This is a genomic window from Streptomyces sp. NPDC052101, from assembly GCF_040680235.1.
GTDB lineage: Bacteria > Actinomycetota > Actinomycetes > Streptomycetales > Streptomycetaceae > Streptomyces.
In genome coordinates, this window is the sequence record NZ_JBFAWH010000017.1 from 40,177 (window position 1) to 66,723 (window position 26,547).

The 26,547-nt window shown below is 67.5% G+C and carries 20 protein-coding genes; 13 read left to right on the top strand and 7 right to left on the bottom strand.

Annotation, left to right across the window (positions count from 1 at the left end; genetic code table 11):
- Window positions 1-353: 353 nt before the first annotated feature.
- Window positions 354-782, top strand: a complete 429-nt coding sequence (locus AB0L75_RS27900; protein WP_365186002.1) for a hypothetical protein — start codon at window positions 354-356, stop codon at window positions 780-782.
- 69 nt (window positions 783-851) lie between these two features.
- Here AB0L75_RS27900 and AB0L75_RS27905 read toward each other — a convergent pair whose 3' ends face one another.
- Entirely contained in the window at window positions 852-1,355 is a 504-nt protein-coding gene (locus AB0L75_RS27905; protein ID WP_365186005.1) for a prealbumin-like fold domain-containing protein, read from the bottom strand.
- 354 nt (window positions 1,356-1,709) lie between these two features.
- Window positions 1,710-3,755, bottom strand: a complete 2,046-nt coding sequence (locus AB0L75_RS27910; protein ID WP_365186007.1) for an OmpH family outer membrane protein — start codon at window positions 3,753-3,755, stop codon at window positions 1,710-1,712.
- Between the two features lie 1,791 nt (window positions 3,756-5,546).
- Between AB0L75_RS27910 and AB0L75_RS27915 the strand changes: the two genes are divergently transcribed.
- Entirely contained in the window at window positions 5,547-8,315 is a 2,769-nt protein-coding gene (locus AB0L75_RS27915) for a hypothetical protein (protein ID WP_365186010.1), read from the top strand.
- A gap of 214 nt (window positions 8,316-8,529) precedes the next feature.
- The gene (locus AB0L75_RS27920) at window positions 8,530-9,294 is read left to right on the top strand and encodes a transposase family protein (RefSeq protein ID WP_365186012.1); all 765 of its coding nucleotides are present in this window, start codon (window positions 8,530-8,532) and stop codon (window positions 9,292-9,294) included.
- A 361-nt stretch (window positions 9,295-9,655) separates the two neighbouring features.
- Here AB0L75_RS27920 and AB0L75_RS27925 read toward each other — a convergent pair whose 3' ends face one another.
- A complete protein-coding gene (locus tag AB0L75_RS27925) occupies window positions 9,656-12,118 on the bottom strand; it encodes a sel1 repeat family protein (protein ID WP_365186015.1) in 2,463 nt (820 codons plus the stop codon).
- 218 nt (window positions 12,119-12,336) lie between these two features.
- Here AB0L75_RS27925 and AB0L75_RS27930 point away from each other — a divergent pair, with 218 nt between their 5' ends.
- A complete protein-coding gene (locus AB0L75_RS27930) occupies window positions 12,337-12,519 on the top strand; it encodes a hypothetical protein (protein ID WP_365186018.1) in 183 nt (60 codons plus the stop codon).
- A gap of 303 nt (window positions 12,520-12,822) precedes the next feature.
- On the opposite strand, the gene AB0L75_RS27935 is transcribed toward AB0L75_RS27930, so the two are convergent.
- Window positions 12,823-13,230, bottom strand: a complete 408-nt coding sequence (locus AB0L75_RS27935) for a thioesterase family protein (protein ID WP_365186020.1) — start codon at window positions 13,228-13,230, stop codon at window positions 12,823-12,825.
- 77 nt (window positions 13,231-13,307) lie between these two features.
- On the bottom strand, window positions 13,308-14,612 hold the full coding sequence (locus AB0L75_RS27940) for a helix-turn-helix transcriptional regulator (protein WP_365186296.1): 1,305 nt from the start codon (window positions 14,610-14,612) through the stop codon (window positions 13,308-13,310).
- A gap of 1,224 nt (window positions 14,613-15,836) precedes the next feature.
- On the opposite strand from AB0L75_RS27940, the gene AB0L75_RS27945 reads away from it, so the two are divergent.
- From AB0L75_RS27945 to mobC, 6 genes are all read left to right on the top strand, one after another.
- Entirely contained in the window at window positions 15,837-16,739 is a 903-nt protein-coding gene (locus AB0L75_RS27945) for a helix-turn-helix domain-containing protein (protein ID WP_365186023.1), read from the top strand.
- A 5-nt stretch (window positions 16,740-16,744) separates the two neighbouring features.
- The gene (locus AB0L75_RS27950) at window positions 16,745-17,431 is read left to right on the top strand and encodes a hypothetical protein (RefSeq protein ID WP_365186026.1); all 687 of its coding nucleotides are present in this window, start codon (window positions 16,745-16,747) and stop codon (window positions 17,429-17,431) included.
- Between the two features lie 240 nt (window positions 17,432-17,671).
- Window positions 17,672-18,292, top strand: coding sequence for a WhiB family transcriptional regulator (locus AB0L75_RS27955; protein WP_365186029.1), 621 nt, complete (start codon window positions 17,672-17,674; stop codon window positions 18,290-18,292).
- Complete coding sequence (locus AB0L75_RS27960; protein WP_365186032.1) at window positions 18,289-20,130, top strand: hypothetical protein; 1,842 nt, start codon at window positions 18,289-18,291, stop codon at window positions 20,128-20,130. The genes AB0L75_RS27955 and AB0L75_RS27960 overlap by 4 nt, the downstream gene beginning before the upstream one ends.
- A complete protein-coding gene (locus AB0L75_RS27965) occupies window positions 20,127-20,318 on the top strand; it encodes a hypothetical protein (protein WP_365186034.1) in 192 nt (63 codons plus the stop codon). Before AB0L75_RS27960 ends, AB0L75_RS27965 begins: the two co-directional genes overlap by 4 nt.
- Window positions 20,319-20,785: 467 nt before the next feature.
- Window positions 20,786-21,286 (top strand): plasmid mobilization relaxosome protein MobC, encoded by a 501-nt coding sequence (mobC, locus tag AB0L75_RS27970; protein ID WP_365186036.1) that lies wholly within the window; start codon window positions 20,786-20,788, stop codon window positions 21,284-21,286.
- Window positions 21,287-21,295: 9 nt separating this feature from the next.
- On the opposite strand, the gene AB0L75_RS27975 is transcribed toward mobC, so the two are convergent.
- Window positions 21,296-21,781, bottom strand: a complete 486-nt coding sequence (locus tag AB0L75_RS27975) for a hypothetical protein (protein ID WP_365186039.1) — start codon at window positions 21,779-21,781, stop codon at window positions 21,296-21,298.
- Window positions 21,782-21,862: 81 nt separating this feature from the next.
- Between AB0L75_RS27975 and AB0L75_RS27980 the strand changes: the two genes are divergently transcribed.
- The 3 genes from AB0L75_RS27980 to AB0L75_RS27990 all read left to right on the top strand — a co-directional run bounded on the left by AB0L75_RS27980 (window position 21,863) and on the right by AB0L75_RS27990 (window position 25,007).
- A complete protein-coding gene (locus AB0L75_RS27980) occupies window positions 21,863-23,608 on the top strand; it encodes a mobilization protein (protein WP_365186041.1) in 1,746 nt (581 codons plus the stop codon).
- 167 nt (window positions 23,609-23,775) lie between these two features.
- Window positions 23,776-24,219, top strand: a complete 444-nt coding sequence (locus AB0L75_RS27985) for a hypothetical protein (protein WP_365186043.1) — start codon at window positions 23,776-23,778, stop codon at window positions 24,217-24,219.
- 98 nt (window positions 24,220-24,317) lie between these two features.
- On the top strand, window positions 24,318-25,007 hold the full coding sequence (locus AB0L75_RS27990) for a hypothetical protein (RefSeq protein ID WP_365186045.1): 690 nt from the start codon (window positions 24,318-24,320) through the stop codon (window positions 25,005-25,007).
- A gap of 162 nt (window positions 25,008-25,169) precedes the next feature.
- Here AB0L75_RS27990 and AB0L75_RS27995 read toward each other — a convergent pair whose 3' ends face one another.
- Window positions 25,170-26,369, bottom strand: a complete 1,200-nt coding sequence (locus AB0L75_RS27995) for a PIN domain-containing protein (RefSeq protein WP_365186046.1) — start codon at window positions 26,367-26,369, stop codon at window positions 25,170-25,172.
- Window positions 26,370-26,547: the final 178 nt, after the last annotated feature.

Genomic DNA, 26,547 nt, shown 5'->3' on the forward strand with positions numbered 1-26,547 from the left:
GGCGTGCTCACCGTCGTCCTTGCCGCCATCGCTGAGCAGGAAAGCCTCGCGGTGGATCAAGTGTCCGCGTGCGCGTTGGTGGCATGTCTGGAGCGAGGGCCGCGGGCCGTGTACGAGCTGGGGCGGAGGCTCGGGCTGGGCGCCACCGGCGTGCCCGAGGAAGCGGGAGCGGAGTGGGCGTGGCTGACCAGGCCATGGCCTGTCGACTCGCCGGCCGCCAACGGCGGAGGGCTGGCGCGCGGAATCGGACGCATGTCCCCGCTCCCAGCGATCGACGTATGCACTCGATGGGCATTGGGGGCTGTCTATGCGGTGGCCCACAGTGAAGGGCCCGCAGTATGACGGCGGCTGACATGACGCAGGAGGAGATTCTGACCGCCGTCGCTTATCTCCAGGCGGTCTGGGATGAAGACACCGAAGCCGTCGAAGTACTGTCGAGCCGTGACGCATCCGAACGGGGCATCCTCGAAGTGGTCATCGACCTTGCCGATCGCTTCGGGCAGATCTGGATGCTCATCCGCCTCGGAATCCGCGAAGACATGGAGGATGACGAACAGCGAGCGGCAGCCTTGAAGAAGGTGGATGACGACCCGACCATGGCCGTCACGGCGGTTCTGATCGACGCCTACCGACGGTGGGCCAAGAGCGCCGAAGGCCCAGCGGTCAGAGAGCTGAGCCTGAACGTCATCGGCTACCTGGCCATGTCAGCGAAAGCCACGAAGGACGAGATCCCCACCCTGTTCGAGATGCTCCGAACCGCTGCCATCGCCAACAGTGGCTGACAGGCGCAGTCGTTCACTGCTGATCGTCGGATGCGTGTCCGCTCGCTACGCTGCTGGTGTCGGTGCGGTTTAGCTGGTCTTGCCGCTGTCGTCGGGTTCGAACTCGGTAGACGAACGACGGCGGACCGCGACCAGGGTGATAGCGCCGGTGTGGGCGAGGGCGCCGGCCGGCGCCTTGGGCGCGGAGTCGCTGTCCAGGTCCGCGGCGGTGAACGAAGGGGTCTGCATCCGGTGTGCCGGTGCCCTGCGGGTAAGGCTTGACCCCTCCGGCCCCGCTGCCCGGCTTATCCGCGGGTGTGGACGGGGCGCCGCTGGCTTGTGCGTCGGCTTGTCCGCGGGGTCGGGCTTCGGATCGGTGGCAGTCTTGGCGTTGGTGACGGTCACGGTCACCGGAGCGCCGGGGCCTGCGGTGAACGACTTGGACGGCTTGTAAAGGTCGCACCCGGCGGGGGCCTTGATCTCCTCGACCCAGTACTCCGTCTTCCGGCTCGGCACGGGCAGTTCTCCGGAGGCCGTGCCGTTGGCACCGGTGGTCAGGGTGAGCAGCCTCGAGGTGCCAGAGCCGATGTTCACGGTCGCACCGGCAGGAGCTTGCCGGTCTTGTCGTCCTTGGCCTACAGGAGGACCTTGGCTGCCTTGAACGGGTCGGTGATGGTCAGCTGTGTGGCCGCGCCCGGGGTGACGATGGCGTCCTGATCTGCGACGGCCTCGTGGAGCGGGCTGCCTTCCCTTCAAGGCACTCTTTTCAGGTGCTTCAGGCCGCCCATGATGCTGTCCCATCTGTGCACGAAAAGGACAGACCAAGGCGATCGCTGCTTGGCACTACCGGGGCATTTCACGCGGGAAAGTCGTGAATCCTTCGCTCCAGCCGATCGGCAGCGGAAGCGAGGGGTGCCGCTACTGATCTGAACGCGTAGAGGTCCGTCGTCAAACCCTCGCCCGCCTACGCGCCCCCGCCCTGACTGCATGCCCCGCCCTGGCTGGGTGCCGCCGCAGCCCTGCCCTCACCAGTTCTGCGACACGCCTCATGGGAGTAGGGGGTGGAGTCAGGTACGTCAAATAGCGAATGCCCACCTGGATTTGAGACAGTTGAGAAAGGTCAACGGGGCTGGGGTCAGTGATGGTTAGGGTCCATGTGGTGACGGGGCTCCTGCCGTAGTAGGCCGGCAGTTCGGCGAGAGTGGTGGCAGACGGCGTGGGGACTGCCGCGCTCGAGGAGCATGTGATGACCACCTCGCTCGTGTCAGCAGGCGCTTCCAGCATCAGGGTGGCACCATCACTTAGACGCATGGCCTGTGCATATCCGCTGTGTTCGAGGTCACCTGTTAGGGATGGCACGCCGGTGGTGGCTCCTACCAGGTTGATGTAAATCTGCTCGATTTTTAGTTCGCGGGTATCGGCAGGCAGGTCCTTGAAGTCAATCTTGAATGTGCAGGTCGGATTATTTTGCGAGTTGGGTACGAATTTCGGAGTGTTTATGGGAACCCACACGAAGCCTTGCGACAGGTTGTTCGCCATGTCGATTCCCTGTTGCGTGAAGACCGACCACCCCGGAGCCTGAGCCCAACTGACCGCTAGGGCATTTATGAGATTGAGAGCTGCCTGCGAGTTTGCGGTCTTCGCGGCCTGGTCGTTGCCGCCACGCCGCATTTCGAGCAGGGCGTCGGCTACAAGATCGGGGTACACCATGCCAAAATCGAGAGGCAAGGTTCTCGTTCGAGGGAAAGGCTGAGGGGCAGCACCTGCAGGAGCGACCGCAACTCCGTCGGCGAACGAGAATATGTCCAGCGCGCGAGCCGCCAGGAAGACGTACCGGAGGACAAACTCGCTTAGACGGGAAATCAGTTCGAGAAGAGTGTCGACGACCGCTGCAATCGCGTCCATTTTACCGACATTGATCTTCTTTGCGGCTTGTATGGCGTCTATGTCATTCTGGCATGCAGTGATGCGCGCCTGGGCTGCTTCCACTCGCAGCGCCGCAGAGGTGAGCTGATTCTGCTGATGCAATAGCTGAAATTTCAGCTCAAGCGCCTGCGCCGTCAGTTGCCTGATAGCTGCCTCATCGCCTTTGATTGTCGCATCGTTATTCTCCTGCAAGTTTTGAAATAGCCCTATCGCCTTCTGTGCTTCCTGTACGAGGTCGAGCAAGCCACCTGCCTCTTTGGCCAATGAGGCTAGATTGCTCACATCGCCTTGCCTCGCCAAAGTCTGCGCGACGGCAGAGTCGCCCTGCGTGGTATACCAAGAAGGCACGATAATCCCGGCCACACCTGTATCAATGCCTGCCCCTCCTGCGGCCGCTGCGGCACCAGCGGCACCTCCTGCAGCGGCTGCTGCTGCGGCCGCCGATGCCCCTCCTGCGGCAGCAGCCGCTGCAGGAGTCAGGAATTTCGCCACGGCCGCAGCCATTGTTATGACGGCCTGCACCGTGTCCCACGCCGCCACCAAAGGCAGCTCGGCTTCGAATTCGTACTGGGCCTGCTGAAGCTCGGCTTTCTTGGCGTTAATTTCAGCCGTAAGGTCCTGCATCTGGTCATTGAGATGTGCAAGCGTCTGCTGACTATCCGTCAGTTCGACGTTTGCAGTCTTGAGGTCGTCGCCAAGGGATTTCTTCTCGTTGGCAGCTTCAGCATTCAGGATGTCCAATTGGTCGCTTACGGCACTCGCCGCCACAGCTTGCAGTATCAGGTCGTTAACTGCTTGCACCAGGGGTGTCAGCATCGGCGTGTACCCAATGTACGCGCTTTGGAACGTGTTGAAGTCCGGTTTAAGCCAGACATCGTACGAGAGCCCCAGTGAGTTCATGTTTTGAGCGAGCCAGTCACTCCACTGGGCGGCTTGGGCACTGACGGGTGAAGCGTTCCCAGCCGTAGACAGGTTAATTACCGACTGGAACTCTGCGTAAGCCTGGTAGAGATAAGAGGAGCGCACACTGTCGGACGCATTGAAAGCCCGATAGAAGTACCTTCCCATTTTCAAGCGGTATTCCGCCCAGGCATCCGCGCCACCGGTCGCCTGAGCCAGCGGCCAGAACTGCTCTGGGGGCTCACTAGTTATGATCGCGCGTCCGTCCCGTCCTGCTGCGCCTGCAGGACCTGCCCTCCCTGCTGTGGCCTGGGGCGCCCCGGTGACGGGGGCCCCCGGAGGGCCCCCAAGGCCCCCAGGCCCGCTCGCGCCTCCGGCCACATCGGCGTTTGAGACGGTCGGAGTCCCCTTCGGGCCTGCTTCGATGTAGTGGACGGTGATGTTGCCGCCCGCTCCCCCTGCGCTTCCGGCGCCGCCATCTCCTCCGTTCCCCGGGGACGCCGGGTCAATGAGAATAGGGTCGTGGGGCGGCCCGAGCTTCCGCCCGGGGGCGCCTTTGCCACCGGCACCTCCCTTACCGCCAGATCCTCCTGGGCCTCCTGCCGCGCGGAGGAGCAACGGATCGAGGGTGTAGGCAATAATCGTTATGTCGTTTGCAGCACTGCCTGGTGCCGGACTGTCGCCACCTTTTTCGCCGGTACCTCCCTCGTCTGTATGAGACGCAGAGGTGTAACCCGCTGACCCATCTTTGCCTGGATCTGGAACTCCAGGGATTCCAGGGCTTCCGCTGAGGTCAATGCCGGCTGAGCTGTTAGCGCAGGTGTAGGTGTTTGCCACTACGACAACGTTGAAGCCGACAGGCTTCCAGGTGAATGTGGGGTCTTGCGTACACAGTCGCGCTATCAAAACGATCGAATCGCCAGGAGACAGGTGACCGGCACCCTGTTCTTCGTCAATGGTCGCCGCGAGAGAAGAATCGATGGTGATCTTATCGCGGATATAATACCAGTTTTGAGGCATCGCATTTCCGCCAACTGCCTCGACGTCTCAACCCGTTTCACGCTGATCCGAGTGCGTTGCCCTCCCGCATGCGCGCTGCGGACGCATGTTCAGGGACTGCCCCGACGGGGCTGGTCTTCGAAGTGTGTCTCACCTCATCAGGCACTGCTTATTTCAGCCTAGTCGTGTCCTAGTGTGATCGCTAGTCGTGTCCTAGTGTGATCGCAATTTGCTACCTGCGTTCGCCTGGGTTCTGTGCAACCTGTTTGCTGAGGGCAAGTGTTGAACCTGGCACTGAACCTCTTGCATCCTGGTGCTGCGGTGATGAAATGGGCCGGTCAGCTTCAGCTGGGGGTGTTGCCACCACCGATAGAAGCCAAGCTCACTCAGCGCGCGATTCGTTGGGGCTTCCGCTGCGCGTGTGGAATCTCCATAGCGACGCCCTCCTTGGCCAGCCGCTGGACAGTCAGCCGGGCAGTCTGGTCGTAGCCGCCTACGCGATGGTGGACGGAATCCCTGGTAGCGATCCGTGAGGCGGCCGTCCACCGGCGTGTAAGCGGGTACCTACCTGGGGCCGCGACGCTGGCGGTCGCCGGAGAGCGCGCTGCGGATCCAAATCCTCGCCGGCGGGCGCGGCCTCGTCAACGACAATATCGCGGTGCACCGTTGGCCGGAGAACGTGCTCAGGTACGTCCAGCCCCGCTCTGGGCGACAGTGATCCAAGCGCTCGGGCAGGGGCTGCGTCATCCCTCCTACGGGCCGCAGGTAGTAGCTGTCCGACCAGGACCTCATGGTCTTGTCCTGGATGCCGATGGCTTGTCCCGCCAGCAGGGTGACATCTACGCCGACATACGGCCGCGAGTTCGCCAGCCATTCTGGAGAGACGTTCGTGTGCGCTATCCAAGGGACATGGGCTCGTGGATTCGTTCAGTCGTGGGAAGCAGGCGCTTCCCTGTATGTGTGGCGTTTTCGACGGTCTGGTCGCTGCTGGTACTCACTCGCATCGACAACGGCATGGCCAATGTGCAGGTACGGAATGCTCCCGCGTACACGGTCAGTAATCTGGCCGGACCTTTCTTCGGCCCGGCAGCGAATGTGAACCGTATTCTGTCCACCTGGTATGCCGTGCCAAGGCTGCAATCCTCGGTTACCTTCTGGCGTTGGTGGTACGCGTCCGGCGGCGTCCTGTTGGCATTCTCATGCACGGCGTTGATGTGGTGGCTGCTGACACGAGGACCTCAGTCGAGAGATCCCGCGTTGGACGTGGGGTCGTTTTGGAAGAACTTTCTTCCCCCCGTGCTCTTGGGCATCTGGGTCGCTGAGGACCTCTCAGAACTCCCGGACGTGCCCAGTGCATGGCTGATCCACACTTTCTTCTGGGTGAAATGGCTGCTCGTCATCGTGCTGGCGCTGCTGGTCGTGGTGAACGTGATCGGCCGGGTTGTCGAGCGCCGAAGTTCTCTGCGTAAGGCCATGTCGTTGGCCGGACGGCTACGTGTGCAACTGGTCACGGTTGCCGTCTTCGCTTTGCTCATGCTCGCGCCCATCACCGAGCAGCCTTACGACATGTTGCGCCGCTCGGCCGAGGAATGGCCCGTTTTGCTTCTTGCGTTGTTGGCGGTGTTCGTTCTTTCGCTCGTGCTGAGCTATTCCGATGCCTCCACGGCCCCCCGACGCCGCAACCGCCGAACACAGCCTTGGAGTTTGCTTGTCTGCGGTGGTCTGCTCCTGAGCCTATCGTGGGTGCCGCATGTGATCCGGCTGAGGGCGCCGGCCATTTTATTGCTGGGCATCTGGTTCATCGGCGCTCTGTCAGGTATGCCCTGGCTCGACACCGTGAAGCGACAGGCTGACCCCACCACAGCCGAAGAAGTGGCACGAGTCCATTTCGAAAAGGGTTACGAGGACCACTGGTTGCGCTCGAATGCTGAACCATTGCGGTTGCGTGTGTTGCAGCACTACCTCTTCGTGGCGCCCATCATCGTTACCGCACTCGCCATCGGAGGAGCGGAGACGGACCCGGCGGTCTTCGGACGGGCTCCCTGGGGGCACCGAGTGGTGCTCTTGGCAAGTTGGCTGGTGGCGATCGCTGCCTTGGTTGTCACCGGCCATCGTGCCCGTCGGGCAGCCGACGGACGGCCACCGGCGAAAACGCCTTCGAACAGGCCAGGTAAGGTCGGTTTCGTCGCCAAGTTTGTCGCGGTACTCGCCGCCGTGGGGCTGTGGTTCGACTCCGAGTACATGCCGCGGTGGTTGGGCGGACTGGGCGTCGTAGCGGTGTCCCTCGCAGCGTGGGTCGTCGCAATCACCGTCGTGCAGTGGTTGGTGAACCATCTGGAACCACCGCGAGGCTTGGTAGTGCTGGGCTTCCGGCGCGTTCCGCTGCTTACCTTGCTCGCCACGTGGTTGTTGCTCGGCGCACTCCTGGACACGCGGGGTTCATACGTGATCCGCACCATTGGGCCGCCGGATCGGGCACTGGCCGGGGGTGTGCGCGAGGAGTTGGTCGGGGCTGACGTGCGCAAGGAGTTCACCACGTGGGCTGATCGGTGTGCCACTCACGGTGTGCCTCGGCCACTGGTGTTGGTCAGCGCCTCCGGTGGCGGAATCCGAGCCGCCTACTGGACCGCCGCCGTCCTCGACCGACTTGCCCCGCCAGCGCGCACGGGCGGCGTCTGCGGGCCAGCTCAGAAGCTGTTCGCAGCCAGCGGGACGTCGGGCGGGGCGCTGGGGCTCGTCGGATACAGCACCCGCTTTGAGGACGCCTATGTCAGGGATTGGCCATGGCAGCAGTTCGGCGGAGATTACCTGGCACCGACGGTCGCCGCCATGCTCGTTCGGGACTTGCCCGAGGCATTCGTGTGGGATGGCGGGTATGACCGGGCGCAGGTCCTGGAAGACAGCTGGGCGCGATCGAATCCCCGTCTCAATGAGCCGTTCGACTGGAAGCCGGACACGGGTGGGCGCGGACCTAAGCTGATTCTCAATGGAACGACGACCAACGGATGCCGGGTGACAGTCAGCGCTTTGACTCTCGGTACCAACAGTCCATCCATGTGTACACAGGGCTCAGTCCCCATGAGCGCAGGGGCCCTCGATGTGAAGGCGCTTGTGTGTGGACGGGCTATTAGCCGCAAGACCGCGGCGCTGTTGTCGGCCCGGTTCATCTATGTGTCACCCTCAGGCGCCGTGCCCGGGTGTGACGCCACGACCCCGGTACACATCGTGGACGGCGGCTACTCCGAGAACAACGGCGCGCAGTCTCTCGTCGACCTCTATACGAAGGCCCTGGAACCGGCCGTCCGCGCCTACAACACCGCACACCCCGACACATGTGTCGTCCCGGTTTACGTGCACGTGGCGAATGGCTATCAGGGGACGACGCCGACGACGCTCGGTCGACGCCCGTCGGAAGTCATGGCGCCGCTCACCACGGCAGGGGCGGTCCACGACCAGTTGGCGCCGGTTGCGCTTCAACGGGCTCGCGCCGCCATGGAGACCCCTGTCGGCTGTCCCAAGGCCGAAGGGCGCCCGCGGTTCTTTGTAGTACAGCCAAGTGTGCACCCTGGCGTGCAGGCGCCGCTGGGCTGGACGCTGTCGTACGCCGCACGCTGGGATCTGAACTATCAGCTCTCAACCATCGCGTGCAAAGACGATCCGCCTTACCACACGGAGTGGCTGCAGTTGACCCGGTGGCTGGGCGTGCCAGCTTGCCGCCCGGATCCTTGAGCCTCCGCCGACTTGTCCTGCCGCGCAGCAGCCGCGGTATCGCCTGATGTGGCCTGGGAGACAGCCGCCCAATCACGGTCAGCCGTTACTGAACCGTTTTCATCCTGTCCTGCAGGGGTGAATGTGCAGGTCGGCGGGGTGGGGTGACGAGACGAGGCTCCTGGTCGTTGCGGTGGTGTTCTCTACGCACCACGCGTCGTCCGAGGAGCCTCGCTTGGTCCCGTATCGTGCCACGGTCGATGTCCCGTATGAGCTGGTTGAGCATGTGTCTTGGCTCATCTATGCCCGAAGGTGTGAACGTCGCTCGCGATGGCGCAAGTTGGGTTGCTTCAAGCAGGCCCTGCTGGCGCTGGTGCACCTGCGCAAGAACGAGACGCTGCCCCAGCTCGCGGCGGGGTTCGGTGTCTCTACCGCGACCGCGTGGCGGTACGTGCACGAAACTCTTGAGGTGCTGGCTTCCTGGGCGCCCGGCCTGCACGAGGCCCTCGTCGGCCTGGGCGAAGGGGACTTCGTCATCGTCGACGGCACGCTCATCCCCATCGACCGCATCGCCGCGGACGAGCCGTACTACTCCCAGAAACACAAGCAGCACGGCATGAACATCCAGGTCATCGCACGTCCGGACGGCACACCGCTGTGGTTCTCCCGCGCAATGCCGGGCCGCACACACGACCTGACCGCAGCCCGTGCGCACGGCATCGTCCAAGCCGGCCTCACGAGACAGATTCTCGTGCTGGCGGACCGCGCCTACCAAGGCGCCGGCGCCACCGTCCGCACCCCCTACTACCACCACCGCGAACAACCCGCCCACTACCAGCAGTTCAACCGCGACCACGCCCGTCTCCGCGCCCCCGGCGAACGCGCCTTCGCCCAGCTCAAGACCTGGCGGTTGCTACGCCGAGCACGCTGTTCCACCCGCAGCATCGGCACAGCAGTTCAAGCCGTCCACACCCTGATGAGCTGCACGTATTCAGGATGAAATCGGTTCACTGACCTTGCTGGCGTAATGTCGTCGAGGGAGGCCGGTTTCAGCGAGACACCCATCGACCAGGTGGCTGCGGTACTGGATCTCGCGAAGGCCCTGCCGGAGAGTGCGCATCAGGTGGTCCCCGCGGGTGCGGAAAGCAGACGGGTATCGCCGGGCATGAGTCAGCCACCGGGACCATCCCCACTACGTGGCCTCCCACGACTACCTGCCGCCGCCTTTTCGTCGAGGCCGTCGCGGCTTGCCCCGAGGGGTGGCTGTCCACCCCCGACGCGCCCGGGGTACTGGGCGAGGCATCCGGCGCGACTTCCGCCAGGGGTGACGCCACCGCCCGGGTGCACCCGCGTCCGTGCTGTCACCCGGGCTGGCCCCACCCCTCGGGTTCGATCGAGGTCGTGGGAGCGACCGCTCTCGGGACGGGCCAAGGCCACGACTCGGACAGCGTTCCGTCGGCCTCGATGCCGTGGCGTTCGTAGGTGTCCACCGGCTCTCCGCGGGAAGAGGCCAGGTCGCCGAGGGCGAACCGCCAGCTGTCGTCTCCGGTGTTGATAGCCGCGAGGTGCAGCCGCTCCGCCTTCTCACGGTGTCCCGACTCCGCCTCCCGCTCCGCCAGTTTCCGCAACGCATTGGAGTTCCCCAACCCGGCGGCCGCCTGGTACAGGCGTTCGGCTTCCTCGCGGTTGCCTTTACGTTCGTGCTCATCCGCGAACAGCTCGTGCAGTTTGCCGTACTCCAGGAACCAGCGGGTCAGCGGAGCGACGTCCGGCCTGTTGTGGCGCAGCACATAGGCGTCGACGTCCTCCAGGACGAACAGGGGCTTGTCCGCGGCCCCGGAGGGTGAGGGCTTCAACGCCTCCCGTCGCTCCGCATTCCGATCCGTTTCCCATCGCGCCTCCCAGTCGAGGTGCATTCGCGCGGACTCGTTTCCCAGCTCAGCTGCGGCCAGGTACATCTGCCTGGCCTGGACTCGGTCCCCGGCCAGTTCGTGCCTGAGTGCCACCCTCGCCAGGGCGTCCGGGCGCGCGGTATCAGTGACCTCCCCGAGGAGTCGGTCCGCTTCCGCAGCCTCCCCCGCCTCCATTCGCCGCCACGCCAGTTCACCCGCCGCCTGCCCGTCGCCCGCGGCCGCGGCGGCCTCGATGAGCCGGTGCGCCGTCTCGTGGTCTTCGGCCTGGTCCATCCGTATTGCGAGCGCGAACAGGGCGGACGGGTCCCCGGCGTCCGCACTGGCTGCGTACAGGACGGCGGCGTGGCGCAGCCTCGCCCGCTGCCCGGCGGCGTAGGCGAGGCGGTAGAGATCCGTGGCATCCGCGAGGTGCTCGGCCGCGGCGTCCCAGAAGGAAGCCGGCGGGCAGACGGTACGGCGGGTCCGGTCACCGTGCTGCTGCAGGTAGTCGGCGAGGCGCACCACACCCGACACAACACCCATCCGGCCCGGGGAGGCGACGTCTTGTAGCGGGCTGGTGGTCTGCTTGACGACGGTACGGCCGCGGGCGAGCGCGCGGATGAACCACCCGGGGGCGACGGCCCTTTCGTCGTCGTCCAGGTAGCCCGGGACTGCGGCCTCCAGGAAGGCAAGCGGCAATGGTCCGGTGACGCCGAGGCGGTGGGCGTCCATCGCGGCGCCGAGAACGGCCCTGCAATGGATCCCCGCCTCGCCGACGGGGTGCTCGTAGAAGTCGACGAGATCCGGACCAGCGGCCAGGACCTGGGTCAGATCGGCGAGGCCGGAGTCCAGGGCAACGGCCAACGAACCGTCCTGGCGGGCGAGTTCTCTGGCGGACTCCAGGGCCTCGGCAAAGGTCCGGGGCACGTGGACGTATGCGGCCTGGGCGAGGAGCGCCCGGGCTAGCCGGTGCTGATCGGGACTGCCGTAGCAGAACCCGCCGCCATTATTGCGTCCGTGCCCAGCGTCCCGCAGCGTCTCGAGATGCTCCGGCCACAGCGTGGCGACCACCACGAACGGCCCCACGCCGTCGAGCCGCCGCAGCAGCGCCGCGGCGACCGCCTCACCTGTTGGGCCGCTGAGGTAGTCCTGGGCCTCGTTGAGCCACAGCACGCTCCCCGGCTCGAGGGCCTCCGCCGCCAGGACGTCCAGCAGACCGGCCGAGTCCGCAGGAAAGAGCAACGGCACTTCCGGCGGCACCGCCGACCGCAGCCCCTCGAAGGCTGTTCTTGTCTTCCCTGTGCAGGAGCCCCCCTCCACCACGATCAGACTCGGCCGCGCCCCCGTCGCCACCGCCTCCGACAGCAGGCCGCGCAGCCGCTCATCGTGCGGGCGGAGCACGTAGCGGGGCAAAACGAAGGCCGGTCCGCCGCCGGCTCCTTCGCGGAAGCCGCCGCCGACAGGGCGCCCGGGGATGGCGGGGTGCACACCGAGCCGCTGGGCGCTCCACGACCCGGCCGGTCGCGGTCGGTCCGCGAGCGCGGCCTGCCGGGCACGCCGCTCGTCCTCCGCCAAGGCCGCCCGCGCCTGCTGGCGCTCGACCGCCGACCGGGTGTCCTCAGCCCGGCGCTCGCGCTCCTCGGCGAAGGCCGCGCGCCAGCGCCCGGGATCCAGCAGCTCGGCGGCGGTCTTCCCGGAGTCGTCGACGGGGCTGTCCAGGACGCCCGTGCGGGCGGCTTCGGCACGGATCGCGCCGAGGACGACGATCAGCTTCCCGAGGTCCTGCGGCAGGTTGGCACCGCCGAGCCAGGTGCCCGGCGTGCCGGGGGCGACCTCCGCCAGCCGCGCCAGCTCCCGGTTCGAGGGACAGTCGCGCAGCGCCCGGCGCTTGAACTCCCCCACCCGCCGGAGATCCGCTAATACGTCACCCATGCACCTGCTCCTCACCGACCGCCTACGGCCCGGCTGGGCGGATCGGGTGTCCGATCGGCCGCCATCGGACATCCGGGAGCGTAACAACCCGGAGCGGCGCCCCGGGCGCCTCGTGATCGATCCGTCGCAGAACCTCGCCGGACACACCGTCGGACGGACAGGGTCTCCGCCAGGCCCGCCACCCGGCGGGGCCACCGCCCGAGAAACGGATCGTTCCGATGACCCAACAGCAGCTCCTGGCCCTGCTCCTGGCCCTGTCTGCCGCCCTCCACCTCGGGTGCGCAGCCGCGTTCGTCGCGTGGCGCGATGGCGCCCGTCCCGGCGCCGCCCTCCTGATCGGCGGGAGCACCGCGGGCGCGGCGGGCGGCCTGTACCTGACCGCCGTCAGTGCCTACCGTTGAGAACTCTCACTCGCGGGAGCCTGGTCAAAGCGCACAGCTGGTCGGCGCGTGCCGCTCCCGGCTCTGCCAGCGCTTACCGTCACCGATCATGCGAAGCGGCCCGGACACCGAGGCGCTGTCCGGGCCGCTGGCCGAAGTGGTCATGCCGACCTCGCGCGCGTGGGTCGACTGAGACTGCGTTTGAGGTCTACGTCGATCGTGGGTGGAGGGGTGTTCTAACCTCTGCTGGTGAGCGATGCGCGGGTCCCATGATCACGTCATGGGGCAAGGCCATTGGGTGCGCCTGCACCGCAACAACGCCTGTCAGTTCTCGGTGTAACGGGCGAGAAAGTCCAGCTCGGCTTCCGAAATGCGGCGCGGCCTACCGGTGTCCAGGTTGTACGCAGCCATCGTGGTCGTAGCCTCGGCGTACAGCTGGCCGTCGTCACGGATCTCGTAGCCGAGTTCGAGCCTGGCCCCCCGGCATGCGACGACCCAGACGTTCACGTCCACGGGCGCCTCGCGGTACGGCAGCGGGGCGCGGTAGTCGACGATGGACCGGCCGACGACGAATGCGTGCTGGCGGCGGCCGGCCTCGTCCTCGGGCAGCATCTCCTGGAACATCCGTGTGCGTGCCTCCTCCATGTACTGGAGGAACTTCGCGTTGTTGACGTGCCCGTACGCGTCCGCGTCGGCCCAGCGCAGCGGGAGGGGATAGGTGTACTTCTTCACGAGAGGGTCTTTCTAGGCTAAGGGCTAGGTGCAGTGGGCCCACCGGCGTACGGGTCGACTCTCGGCGGGTCTGTGGTCTAGGACTCTTGGATCGCCGCCCGCCTCTCCGGCGCCCCGGTATCACTTTGCTGGATCGCGTGCAGGACGTCGTGGAGCACACGCTGCTCGATGTTGCGTTCGTCGAGTAGCTGACCAATGCGCGCCGTTGCCGCCGAGGGGTCCGCCGGCAAGGCGGCGCGGACCAGCTGGCGCATCTCGGCGAGGCAGGCGCCCTCCAGGGTGTCCCTGGGCACACGGGCGATCACTGTCGCCGGGGAGACGTGGGTGACGGCCCAGCATCCGGCTGTCTCTTCCACTGCCCACACCACGGTGCGCTTGTCGAGCGAGAGCGTCAGCTGGGCATCGGGGCCCAGGATTCTGCTGATCGACGGCATCGGTACGCCGTTCGTCCCAGCCTGCGCTGCTGCTTCTTCTGCGGTGGCAACGACCGTGCGGGATGCGAGCGTCGCCGCTTGCCGACGCCAGCGGGTGGCGGAGTCCTCGGCTGCACGGTTGTGTGCGTGCCGCTGCGCCATCGCTACGCCCTCCTGGTCCACGCTCGTCGCCGCCCAGGCGTTACGGATGCCTCCAAGAGCGTCGCGCTCGTCGTCCTCGTTGCCCTCGACCCACGTGATCACGACGAAGCGGCAGTCGGGCATCGAGGCCGGGTAGAGGACGTGACTAACCACTTCGATGGTCTCCCAGCCCAGCGTCGGAACGTTCATCCGGAAGACGTGGCCGTCGCGCGTCTCGCCCATGTCGTGCTCTGTCTCCCAGATGCGCCGCACGTCCGGGTCCTGCTTGACGTCCTCGATGAGCCGGCGTAGCTCGGCGTCGTTCGGCCGGGTGGCCTGGGCGAACTTCAAGATCTTCACGTAGGCCGAGGCGTGCTGGTCCCAGTCCTGGTATTGGGTGCGCGCCTCGGGTGCTGTCAATGCCCAGCGGATGAGGTTCGCGCCCGGCTGCATTACCCAGGGCCACCACTCGGCCATGGCGGTGTTGAAAGCCAAGATGTTCCAGTGCCGGTCGCACAGGTAGGCGGGGCTGGGCATCTGCCGGTCGATGAGCAGACGCAGCGCCTGCTGCAGCTCCGGCTGCCCGGCGCCGCTCGGCGGGGCGAGGTTTGAGCCGATGTTGTACAGCACGAGCGCGTGACGCTCGTCACGGTCCAGTCGAAGGAGCGTGGCCAGGGACTCACATTGCGCACGAGACAGGCGGGGTGGCGTCGCACCCCCCTCAATCTTGCGGTACGTGCGTTCGCCCATGCCCAGGGCTCGGGCCGCTCTTGCCTGGGTCACGCCTGCAGCTTTGCGCCACCTGCGCAGCAGAGCTGCGAACCCCATGTACTGGCCGGCCAACTGCTGCCCACTGCCGCCTTGCCCCGGGATCTCCTCATCCGCAGCGCCGTTGCCGCTGGGGTCATGTCCGTTTGTGACCACGAGAAACCTGCCTTTACGTGCCTCTGGGGAGACTCGCACTTCCGGGCACGCAAAAAAGGGGCCCGCCGAATGCACTGGATCCCCCCGTGGTCTCCCCGGAGAAACCATACGCAACGTTTAAATGATCTTCTTCGAGGGGGGTCAGCCCGGCCGAAAGCATCCCGTAGCTGGTTCAACTTCAAACAAACTACATATGGTTCAACATAGAACAAGGTGCACCCGACAACGCGGAGCGTTCACGCCCGAATCGGACATCAATCTTGATCCATAAGCGCGATCGGCAGGGGAATCGGCAAAACGTTGCCGCTTTTCGTCTCGCCGCCATCCGGCCGGTCTAGACCAGATAAACTAATGCGTCATCAGCTCTGCCAGTAATCACCATTCCCCTTACGCGACAGGTGACTTGAAGAGGCAGAGACGCACGTCGAGCCCGACTCGGCCGTAGTGATCTATGCGCTTATAACGGACAAACGATCACTGTTGCGCCCTCAGCGAGGCTTGACTTAAATCGCTCTGACCAGCCGGTTCAACAGAACCGTCGTGGCGTACGACATAAGGGGATCACAGTGGAGATCATCTTCGAGAAGCTCGGGGCGATCCGCTTGCTGCCCGTGTCACGGCCCGCCGCCTTCACCCGCAGGCGCAGCTGCCGACGCCCTTCACTGCGACTTGTAGAGGGTCCTTCAGCAAGGTCTGGATCTTGCGGCAGGCTCCGCATATGTTCGTCGTCCCTCGCCGGGCACCCCCGCCTGGCGATAGAAGACAGACGGAGCGATATGCGGAACGCACAATCCAGGCGGGCGAGATGAGCCCGTAGAAACAGCGTCGGCGCCCAAGGAGCTGCAACTCCCGGACGCCGAACGCTAAATGGCACTCCTGCCCCTGCAAGGGCGAGAGATTTACCCACCATCACCGCACCGGCCCTTTCCACAGGGCGCACCGGCGCGGGTTTCACTACGGAGGAGAGTCTTACATGCCGACTGCCCTGCGCAAAAGGCCAGAGCGTCTGGCCAGCGCGGCAGCCTTCCCCGCGCCCCCGTCCCACACCCCTCTGGCGTACCGCCGCCGAGTCGCTGCCGCGCCTGACGCCGTGGTCCTCGGCTCCTGCTTCCGCCCGGCGGTGGGCCGATGAGCAAGGATGCCCGCGAGTGGGTGTGGGAGCGCAGCGCCAGCCGGGGAACCGCACGCCTGGTTCTGCTGTCGATCGCCGACCGCGTACCGGACGAGCAGTGCGTGGCCTGGGCCTCCCTCGCCTCCCTCATGAAGCGCACGAACGCCAGCCGGAACGCCGTGCGCAGCGCCCTTGCCGCCCTCGCCACCAGCGGCGAACTGGAGCTGCTCGAGGACTACGACGGCCCGCAGCGCAGCGCGGTCTACCGGCTTCCGCGCGCCGCCGCATGGATCGCCAAGGCCACGAAGGCCAGGCAGTGCGACCCCGACGCGTACGTCGAGCCCCCGACCAACTCCGATCCGGTTCCCGAACTGGAGGGCAAGCGGCTGCGCAAGTACAGCATCTGGCCCAAGGAAGGGTCAGAATCCGACCCCCCTCGTCAGAATCCGACCGGGTCAGAACCTGACCCCTCACGTCAGAATCCGACCCCCCGACGGGTCAGATCTGAACCCCCCGACGGGTCAGAATCCGACCCCCAGAACCGTAGTGAACCGAAGGTGAACGGTAGTAACAGCAGTGCTGCTGCCACGCTCACCTCCGCCACGGACTGGGAGATCGACGACGCGAGCCGCGCCTGGGCCCAGCAGCACGGGCACCTCGACCGCCTCGGCGAACACGGTCTGCACGCGGCCGACGCGAAGTGGCGCTCCCACCGAGCGGCCTGGAGTCCCCGCTCTGCCGCCGCATGGGCTGCCGACTGGCGGGCCTGGATCGCCCGCGAGCACAGCCCCGCACCAGGGCGCCCGGCCCTGTACGCCCTGCCCGGAGGCACTCCCGGTGCCGGAACCGGGATGACCCGCGCGGACGCCCACACCGCCGCCCTGCTCGCCGCCCTGAACGAGCCGACAGGAACGGAGTAACTACCATGGACCGCCGCCAAGTTGCCGCCGTGCTCGCCTACGTCGGCCGCCTCGACCCGCGCACCATCCGAACGGACACGGGCGAAGCCCGTGACCAGATTGCCCAGTGGCACGAGCTGCTCGAAGATGTGCCCTTCGCCACCGACCTCGGCTGGGACATACGCGAGGCCGTACGCAGCCACATCGCCGCCTCGCCCTACCCGATCCTGCCCGGGGACGTCGCCCGTGCTTGGACGGCCTACCGCCGCGATCGCATCAGCCGGCACACCGACCCAACTCCGGCTGCCGACCCCGATGATCCCGAAGCCTGGCGTGCCGAGCTGATGGCCACGCGGGCTGCGGTCGCCACCGGGCAGGCTGCTCCTTCCGCCCACCGCGGAATCACCGCCGGCCGGTATCGCCCCGCCCTGGAAGGCCGCCTCGCCGCCGTCGGCCGGTACATCCCCGAGGCCGTGCGCGAGGAGCTGGCGCGCTACCGGCCCGCCCGCGCGGCCCGGGACGCTGCCATCGCCGCCGGAGGACCGGACGTGCTGAGCGTGCCGTGCGACTGGTGCCGCGCAGCCAAGGACGAGCCCTGCCGCAGGCGGCGCGTCGGCCTCGACGGTGACGCCCGCGGCAACATGCCGCGTGCCACGCCCCACCCCAGCCGCATCGACCGCGCCGCTCAGGCCCGACAGCGGGCAGCCGCGTGATCGCCCGCCATCCACTGGCGCAGCCGCAGGCGCTGCGAACGCCCTTCGCACGCCTGGCCGGCAGCCCGGTCGCCACGCCGGTCCCGGGTTGCTGAGCCGACCCCTCTCGCATCCGACCGACTGTGCTGCGGCCTTCCGCCGCCGCACCCTCGCCCGCCCTGCAGCCGAGTCACCGCACCTCCCGCTCCGCCACCGGTGCCGTGCAGCCGACCAGGCCGAGGCGTACTCCGGAGAGTCCCTTTGCGCACCATCACCACCAACAACACACCCACCCCCACGCTGCGCGGCATCGCCGACCACAGCTGGCAGGCCCGCAGCCTGTGCCGCGGCATGCCGCCCAAGGAGGTCGACCGGCTGTTCTTCCACGCAGCCAGCGACCGAGCGGCCATCAGCGAGGCAAAGCAGATCTGCAGCCAGTGCCCGGTCAAGAAGGCGTGCTTCGACTACGCCCTCGACAACGAGATCCGCCAGGGCATGTGGGGCGGCATCACCGAGACCGAACGCCGCCCCTGGCACGCCCGGGTCAACAAGCGCCTGGACTACACCCGGGTCAAGGCCGCATTCGAAGGCCGCGACATCCACCTCAGCGGCGCCGAGCGCGACGCCGTCACCCGCCACGCCTACGTCCGTGGCTGGAGCCCCGAGCGCCTCCAGTACGTGCTGCGTCTCGACAACCTCGACTGGGCCCGTGACCTGATGCGCAACGCCGCCCACGCCGTCGCCGACCGCGACCGCTACTGGGGAGCCGACGAGGCCGACAGGTCCGACGAGCACGTCGAGGAGGAGGCCGCCTCTCCCGTGCAGGTGCCCCGCCAGGTGCAGACCGACGCTCTGATCGCCGCTCTCCGAAGGGCCGCATGACTTACCTGATATCCCTCGGCACCGTTCAGATCGACCTCGTGTATGTAATCGGGGCCGGCGCCGTGCTCGCACTCCTGCTGATCGGCTGGCTCAACCGGCGTGGCCGGTCCCGAGCGAGCGCGGGCTCCGGCACCGTCGCCGTGGTGGTCTCGGCCATCGCCGCCATCATCTGCACGGTCTACAGCTGCGGCACCAGCTGGGTCTTCGCCGCCGACTATCTCGACATCTCCGGGACCGCCGAGCGTGCCGTGATGTTCGCCGCAGCAGAGATCGCGCTGTTCGCCGCCGCGCTGATGGCCCGACAGAACCTGAGCACCCAGGGGGCGCCAGGGGTGCCGGGCAGTCTGGTCTGGTTGATCACCGGGGTGCAGGTCATCCCGGCGTACGCCGAGTCGGGGCCGGTGGGCGGCACCGTGCGTGCCTTCGCCGGCCCGTTCCTGGCAGCGGTGCTCTGGCACCTTGCCATGGGCGTCGAGCTACGCATGCGCAAGCCGGGCGCCACCTCGCAGGGTGTCGTGGCCACGCTTGGGCGGGAGCTGCTGGAGCGCCTCCTTTCGCGGCTCGGTCTCGCCACGCGTAACCGGGATGCCGCGCAGATCACCCGTGACCGTGCCACCACCCGCGCGGCGGCCCTTGCCTCGCGGGTGGCCAGAATGTCCCCGGACAAGCTCGGGCAACGGCGGGGCCAGCGAATCGTGCGCCGCCTGGAGTCGGCTCTCGCGCGATCGGGTGTGGGCAGCGACCCTGAGCAGCGGCGCGCGCTCCTGGAACAGCTGGCCGCCCGACGGCAGGCCATAGCCCTGGCTCGAGTCGACCTGCCCTCGCTGTGGGACCACGACGCATACCGCGGGACTCCGTCCCCTCGCACACCGCCCCCGGCAAGCCACGAGGCGATCGGGGACCGCGCGGAAACGCACTGGCTGCACACGGTCCCCAACGACGGTCCCCCCGCGTTCACATCACCGATCGGGGACCGTCCCGCCGGGGAACGTGCGCGACCGGAGACGGGGACCGAGCCCGGCGGGGACCGTCCCCACCCCGTCCCCGGCAACACCGGGGACCGTGATACCGCCGGGGACCATCCCGGCGAGGAGGGCTCGACGAGCCTGGTCGGCGGGACCGAGAAGTCCTCGAATGGGGACCGGGACCTTACGGTCCCCGGGACCGTCAAGACCGATGACGCTGGGGGCACACTCACGGCCCGTGCACGCGAAACCGCTGGTCAGGGGGCCACTCGCCCGTCCCCGACTCCCGTCCCCCTCGGAGACCGGGACCGCGGGGACCAGGAGCGCGAGGGCAGCGGAACGGGGACCGACCCCGTCGGGGACCGTCCCCACCCCGTCCCCGATACCAGCGGGGACCGTGACACCGCCGAGGACCATTCCGACACCAAAACCGGGACCAGCTCCGACGGGGACCGTCCCCGCACCGTCCCCAACGACGGTCCCCATGGGGATGCATCGCCGATCGGGGACCGTCCGGACGGGGACCGAGCGGGACCGGGGACCGGGACCGAGCCCGGCGGGGACCGTCCCCACACCGTCCCCGTGCGAAGGAAGCCGAAGCCGAAGGGACCGCGCAACCGACCGCGAGGCGGTCAGCCCAAGCGGTCCCGGAAGCAGCCGCAACTGAGCGTGGAGGAGATGGTCGAGCGGGTCCGTCCCCATGTACCGGCGCTGCTGGAACGCGACGGCAACGAGTCGCTCACCCGAGTCCAGCTGAGGGAAATCCTCCGTGTCCAGGAACTCGGAGGCGGCCGGAACGAACGCCTGACGTCAGTCCTGCAGAAGCTGCGCGACGAACCAGGCACCACCACGACAAGGAGTACGACCCGATGAAGACCTGCGATTCCTTCGGCCGTATCAAGGCCGCCTACGAGCGGGACATCACGTACCTGCACAACCACGCCCAGCTCCAGGCGGGCACCCGCTCCGGGAAGGTCAGTGCGGCGACCGTCCCCGGCGTCAAACGCCGCATGGCCAGAGCCCTCAGCAAGCACTACGAACACTGCCGGATGTGCGGCTGAACGCCACATAACCGCAGGTCACGAGCCCGCAAGCCGCCCTTCCGGCACGGTGGCCCGGCTCTGCGCCGGGCCACCGCCCCGCACGACGGAGGACACGCCATCGCTGCCCGACACCCGCGAGCCCACGTACCGACGCACGCCGAGGCCGGCGCCTGGGCCGAGGTACTGGTTCGCCACCGCCTTCTGCACGCGGCCGTCCTGACCCCCACCGGCCAGTGGCTGGTCCAGGACCGCGCCGAATCACCCGTCCACGTCCTCAACGGCCCGGCCGCCCTGGTCGAACTCGCCGCCGAAATCCAGCACCGCATACGCACCACGAGGAACCGCACCCGATGACGGACCCGACCACACGCCCAACCCCCACGCCGGGTGAGCCGGACACCAACTCGGTCTCGGCGCGAGCAAGTTATCTGCCAAGACCGTCTTCCCTGTCGGGGAAGACGGCCTCGGCACAACCCGCCCCGGGGGTGGCGGGACCGGACCGGCACCAGGGGGCGCCGGTCCGGAAGGCAGCGACCGAGGGCGGATCGCAGCCGGAGAAGCAGTCACCGCCGCGCCGAAAGCGCCGCGCCCCGAAGAAGACCACGCGCAAGCGCTCGCCGAAGTCCGGCACCGACAAACGCGTTCACGTCTGCTACGTCCGTCTCAACGACACCGAGAAAGCACTGCTCACCGCTGCCGCCGCAACGACACGCTCAAGTGTGCCCGCCTTCCTCGCTCGCAGCGGCCTCGCCGCCGCACACGACCTCGACAACACCGCCGCCGCCATCGCAGGCCAGCGCGAGCTGGTCGCCGAACTGTTCGCCGCCCGCCGTCACCTCGGACACGTCGGCAACAACCTCAACCAGGTGGCCCGCGCCATCAACTCCGGTGACCGGCCAGGCGAAATCGACGCGGTCGTCGCAGCCGTCCAACGCGCCGTGGCCCGCGTGCAGGACGCCACGGAACGGCTGCTGGAGCAGAGGTGACCACGCGGCTCACCGTGACCAGGACGCACGGTCGGCGAGCAAGCCTCGCACGTCATCTCGCACGGCCTGCTGGAACCCGTCGCGCAGTGTCCCGACCTCGTCCTTCATGCCGCGCAGCCCCTGCCCGTCCTGGCGGTCGGCAGAAGCCACATAGTCGCGGGCATGCCGCAGGCCCCGGAAGACCACGTTGGCAGCGTGAACCACATCGAGGGGCGCCAGGACGTGGATCCGCTGGCGGACAGCGCCGAGACCCGATCCGGCGAAAGCTGTTTCGGCCGCCTCCGCGCGGTCCGCCGCCGGGTGTGTACGCAAGACACGGAGCAGATCCTGCCCTGTGTTCTCCAGCGCGACCAGGTACTCGGCATACAAAGCCGTCCTCAGTTCCAGCAGGCGCGTCACCGATTCCCTGCGCCAGCGCCGGTGATCGGCCAGAGCTGCCGCTCCGGCACCGAGCAGAACACCCGTCAAGGCAACAAGCGGCGATAACCAGTCCATCCATGGGGGCTTCCCCGTGCAAGGGCGCGTAACGCCCCTGCCCTGACGTCCCCTACTGAACGAGCAGCCCAGGAAAGCAGCATGATCCCCAGGATCCACAAGCGCGGGAAGCGCACCATCGGCCTGCTGTACTACCTGTACGGTCCGGGCACGCACGAGGAGCACACTGATCCGCATCTGGTCGCCTCCTGGGACAACAACGCCCCTGATCCCGGCCGTGACGAGACGGCCACGCTCCAGCAGCTCCAGCAGCTGCTCGACCAGCCCGTCGAGAACATCGACGCGGCCGAGCGGCCGAAGAAGCATGTGTGGCACCTGTCCGTCCGCAACGCCGCCGAGGACCGCATCCTGACCGACGAGGAGTGGGGGGACGTGGCCCGGCGCATGGTCGCCGCCGCCGGCATCGACGACCCCGAGGAGGGCGCCGGATGCCGCTGGGCGGCCGTGCGCCACGCCGACGACCACATCCACATCATCGCGACCCTCGTCCGTGAGGACGGCTACAAGCCCGACCTCGACTGCGACGCCGACCGCGTCCAGGACGAAGCGCGACTGCTGGAAGCCGAGTTGGGGCTACGTCGCCTCAACAAGGGAGACGGCACCGCCGCGAAGCGGCCCACCAGCGCCGAGCGCCACAAGGCCGAACGGCAAGGCCGGGAGCGGACGCCGCGCGAGGAACTGCGCGAGACCGTACGGCGTGCGGTGGCCGGAGCGGAGAGTGAGACGGAGTTCTTCGACCGGCTGGCCGCCGCCGGCCTGCTCGTCCAAAAGAGGGTCGCGCCCTCCGGCGACCTGCTGGGCTACAAGGTCGCGTTGCCCGACGACCGCAACAAGGACGGCGAGCCCGTGTTCTACCCGGGCTCCCGCCTCGCCCCCGACCTGTCCCTCCCCCGCATCCGCGAACGCTGGTCCGGCACCGGCACGGCGACGGACCGCAACCCCGAGGAGCCCTCGCACCTGACGACCGCTCCGACGAGCGCCCCTTCCGCAGCGCGGCGTCGGGCGGCCACCGCCGTCTGGCAGGCGGTCCTCGTCATCGACCACGGCGACGACGCCCAGGTGGCCGCGCACATCGCGGCGGCCGGCGAGATCCTCGACGCGCTCGCCAAGACCTCCGCCGCTCACACCCGCACCCAACTACGTGAAGCGGCCTTCGCGTTCGAGCGGGCCACCCGCTCCCACATCCGGGCCGAGCGCGGCCACGACCAGGCCCTGCGCCGGGCCGCCCGCGACCTCGTCTACAGCGGGCCGGCACTGGGCCGCGGGGAGGACGGGGCCACCACGGCGATGCTGATCGACATGGTGTTCTTCCTGGTCACCGCCGCCGCCCACTGGCACGCGAAGAAGGAGCATGCCCAGCAGGCCGCCGCTGCCCGCCAGGCCGCCGAGCACCTGCGCACCGCCTACCAGGCCGCCGCCTCCATGCCGTTGGGCGTGCTGTACCAGCACGGTCGGCGCCTGTCCCACCCGCTGCGGCAACGGCACGTCGCACATCTGCGGCAGGCGGTGCCAGAGCTGGCCGAGCAGATCCTGGCCGAGCCGGGCTGGTACGCCCTGGCGGCCACCCTCGCCGATGCCGAGAGCGCGGGCCATGACCCGACAGCGCTCCTGGCCGAGGCCGCCGGGCGTCGCGAACTGGACACCGCGGAGTCGGTCAGCGACGTGCTGGTGTGGCGGCTGCGGCGCATGGCGGATCTGCCCGCCGATGTCTCGACGCCCACCGGCAACGGCACGGCGCACACGGCATCCGAAGGGCGCCGCACGCCGTCGCGGCCCACGCGCCCCTCCCGGAGCACCGGAGGACCCGCAGCAGGCAACACACGGTGATCACCTGCGTCGTCGGCACGGGACCGCTGCAATCACGACGACGACGACCACAGCCCCGGCGATGCACCGCATCCGGACCCGCGCGATTCAACTTCTTAAGAGTTGCAGCAGGTCAGCGACCTAGGGCACTCTCCTCGTGCCCGGCAGGACAACAGACAGGAGACGGCATGTTCCGACGCAATCGTGCCGAGCGCGCGTTCCGCGAAGCCCGGCGGGTCGGCCAGGCGATGCTGGCGATGCACACCGAGTGGCCGTTCGACGAACCCTGCCCGGCGGCGGCCGAGGCCGCCCCGGCACCGGAAGCCACGGGGGTACCGGACTTCCTGCCGCCGGAGTTCAGGGCACCGTCCCGACAGGACGTCGCCGGCTTCATGATGCGCTGGGACCCGCCGCTCGTCATCGACGGCCAGGTCCGCGAGTGCCCCGAGTGCGGCGCCTACCGCAACTGGATCGTCTTCAACATGCGCGACGACTCGATCTGGCTGCGCTGCCCTGCCGACCACGAGATCCACGAGACCGGGCTGGACACGGCCTGGTACAACCGCCACTCCGGCCCGATCGACCGCGTCTACCCCACCCTGGACGACGGCCTGCGCCACCTCGGCCACTGACCCTACGAAACCCCTCAACCCCTTCACTCCCCCAAGTCGCTGGCACCGGAGGGCCGGCCCGGTCAGACCGTCCGCTCCGCATCACCGAGGGGTTTTGCATGCGCCGTTCCACCACTACCGTCCTCAGCCTGAGCGCCCTGATCGCCCTGTCCCTGACGGGCTGCTCCGGCACCTCCACCACCTCCGGCCCCGCCCCGGCATCCGCTGCCGGACAGACGCAGAAGGGCACGGCACCCGCGCTGCTGTCGTCGGCCACGCTGAACCGGCGGCTGCTGGACGAGAGCGACCTGGGCCAGGGCTACACCCGCACGCCGCAGCGTCCCACGCAGCACGACGACGTCACTGTGAACGGCTGCCCCGCACTGGCCAAGCTCGGCGCGGACGCAGCCCCCGGCTCGAACCTCGACTTCCCCCGCAAGGCGAAGGCGACCTTCGCCTACGCCGACAGCAGCAAATCCGTTGTGAGCGAGGAGTTGTACAGCGACGGCGCCTCGAAGCTGTCGAAGGGGATCGGTGAGATCGTCAACGCGATGGCCTCCTGCCCCGCCTATCAGTTGGTCGCGGGCAGCACCGTGATCGACATGGGCACCCAGCTGGTGCCCGCGCCGACGCCGAAGCTGGGTGACGAGCAGTGGAGTCTGCAGATGACCCACTCCGTCGGCGGGCAGAGCAGGATCGTCCAGCAGACGGCCGTCCGCGCAGGCACTCTCCTGGTGATCGTCTCGGGCGCGCCCGGTCTCGTGAACAAGCACCTGGGCAAGGCTCTCGCCAAGGCTCAGGCCCGCTGACACCAGCTCGTCGGCAGAACTCGGTGCCCTGGCCCGTCATCCACCGACGGGCCAGGGCACCGTCATGTCTGCGGGGCTATCGGTTCCGCACGCAGCCATCAAACCCACCGGTATTCGGCTCCGACGTGGCCGTGACGTCGTACAAAACGACACACCGGGTGCCTACCCGGCGAAAGTCTCGCCTTGGACGACCCGCGATGCCTTCCGGGCGAGGGCACCCTCGTAGGTACGTTGCCCTCGCAGCGGGTGCAGGTTGGGGATGAAAAGGGCCTCGCTCGCGGCGTGCACCAGATCCGCGACCGCATGCTCCACTGGAGTAGTCGGGGGCGGATCCGAAAGGGGCAGGCCCAGTGCCTTGAAGTCCTCGTCTCCGAGTGGTTGGGGCCTCTCATCCCTGAGCAGCACGAGGCCAGGGTCGTCGGAGTCCGGTGCGAACATGACCGATGTTGTCCAGCTGCACCCCGCCCAGATGCCCGTGGGGAACGCCTCAGCCAATACCACGCCACCGAGGTGCCACTGCACGACCGCTGTGCACCACTCCTTATCGGCTATGCGATAGGTCTCCACTCGCTCAACCGTACCGAGGGTCGCCTTCGTTGCCGTCCACGCGTACCCCGAAACGAGCACGGTGCCGTCAGCGAGTCCCGTCGACGCAGTGCAGTCTAGGTACCCCTGCATGGCGTTCGGAACGAAGTCCTGTGCTGTGGTCACGATCTCTTCGAGCACGGCGGGCGAGCGCAGGATTTGAAGCACGAGCGTATCGTTGGTCTCCACCGGCTCCGTGAATCGGGTGAGGACGTCGCTCATGGCGGTCAGGTGCACGAATCGGTCCTCGATGCCAGCGAGGTCATCGCACATCGGGAATGGATAAGGCGCTCCCTGGCTGAAGTCCCTGGTGTTGGCACTCACGAAGTACACGGTCTTCTGTGCGTACTTGCGAGCGTATTCCACGGCGGACAGCCAGATCGCCGCATCCCGTGAGCCGGTCTTCTCACCCTTCGACGTCTTGCATGGGGGAAGAGCGTTCGCCTCCCGGAAGGCCGCTTCGCGCAGAGCTTCCTCGCTCGTCGGGATCGTCTCGATGACCTCGCGCCACGTGCTCCGCCAGTAAGCGCGAACCCCGTCCAGCTCGCACTCTCCGAGCGAGACGTCCATCAGCCACGGGGTGGCATGTTGTAGGGCCTCGACGGCGCGGGCCGCCGCCTCGTACTTCTCCCGGTATTTGATGGCCTGCTGGGCGGCAAGCTCCTCCAGAACCATCCACGGGACCGCGACAGACTCGGTGCCCAGCTGCTGAATCGCTTGGACGAGATCGGCGGTGCTGCTGTCCGGGCTGAAGGTCCGAAGGATGCTCGTGTCCAAGATGATCAATGTCTGGCTCCCGTCGTCCTTGAAGTGCTCCCAGGGTTCCAGCCGGTGTGATCAGGCGCATGCGGTTTGCGGGACTCCGGAGCAGGCGAAGAGACGCCAGCAGCTGGTGCTGGGCGACACCTGCCGTCCGGACGCTGTAACGCCGTAGCCGCCGACGCCCTGGTTCGCC

Coding starts and splice junctions, on each gene's coding strand:
- AB0L75_RS27990 (WP_365186045.1), top strand. CDS start 24,318: ATGCGCCGTTCCACCACTACCGTCCTCAGCCTGAGCGCCCTGATCGCC.
- AB0L75_RS27985 (WP_365186043.1), top strand. CDS start 23,776: ATGTTCCGACGCAATCGTGCCGAGCGCGCGTTCCGCGAAGCCCGGCGG.
- AB0L75_RS27960 (WP_365186032.1), top strand. CDS start 18,289: ATGACTTACCTGATATCCCTCGGCACCGTTCAGATCGACCTCGTGTAT.
- AB0L75_RS27910 (WP_365186007.1), bottom strand. CDS start 3,755: ATGGGAAGGTACTTCTATCGGGCTTTCAATGCGTCCGACAGTGTGCGC.
- AB0L75_RS27975 (WP_365186039.1), bottom strand. CDS start 21,781: ATGGACTGGTTATCGCCGCTTGTTGCCTTGACGGGTGTTCTGCTCGGT.
- AB0L75_RS27980 (WP_365186041.1), top strand. CDS start 21,863: ATGATCCCCAGGATCCACAAGCGCGGGAAGCGCACCATCGGCCTGCTG.
- AB0L75_RS27965 (WP_365186034.1), top strand. CDS start 20,127: ATGAAGACCTGCGATTCCTTCGGCCGTATCAAGGCCGCCTACGAGCGG.
- AB0L75_RS27950 (WP_365186026.1), top strand. CDS start 16,745: ATGGACCGCCGCCAAGTTGCCGCCGTGCTCGCCTACGTCGGCCGCCTC.
- AB0L75_RS27940 (WP_365186296.1), bottom strand. CDS start 14,612: ATGGGGTTCGCAGCTCTGCTGCGCAGGTGGCGCAAAGCTGCAGGCGTG.
- AB0L75_RS27930 (WP_365186018.1), top strand. CDS start 12,337: ATGACCCAACAGCAGCTCCTGGCCCTGCTCCTGGCCCTGTCTGCCGCC.
- AB0L75_RS27925 (WP_365186015.1), bottom strand. CDS start 12,118: ATGGGTGACGTATTAGCGGATCTCCGGCGGGTGGGGGAGTTCAAGCGC.
- AB0L75_RS27945 (WP_365186023.1), top strand. CDS start 15,837: ATGAGCAAGGATGCCCGCGAGTGGGTGTGGGAGCGCAGCGCCAGCCGG.
- AB0L75_RS27900 (WP_365186002.1), top strand. CDS start 354: ATGACGCAGGAGGAGATTCTGACCGCCGTCGCTTATCTCCAGGCGGTC.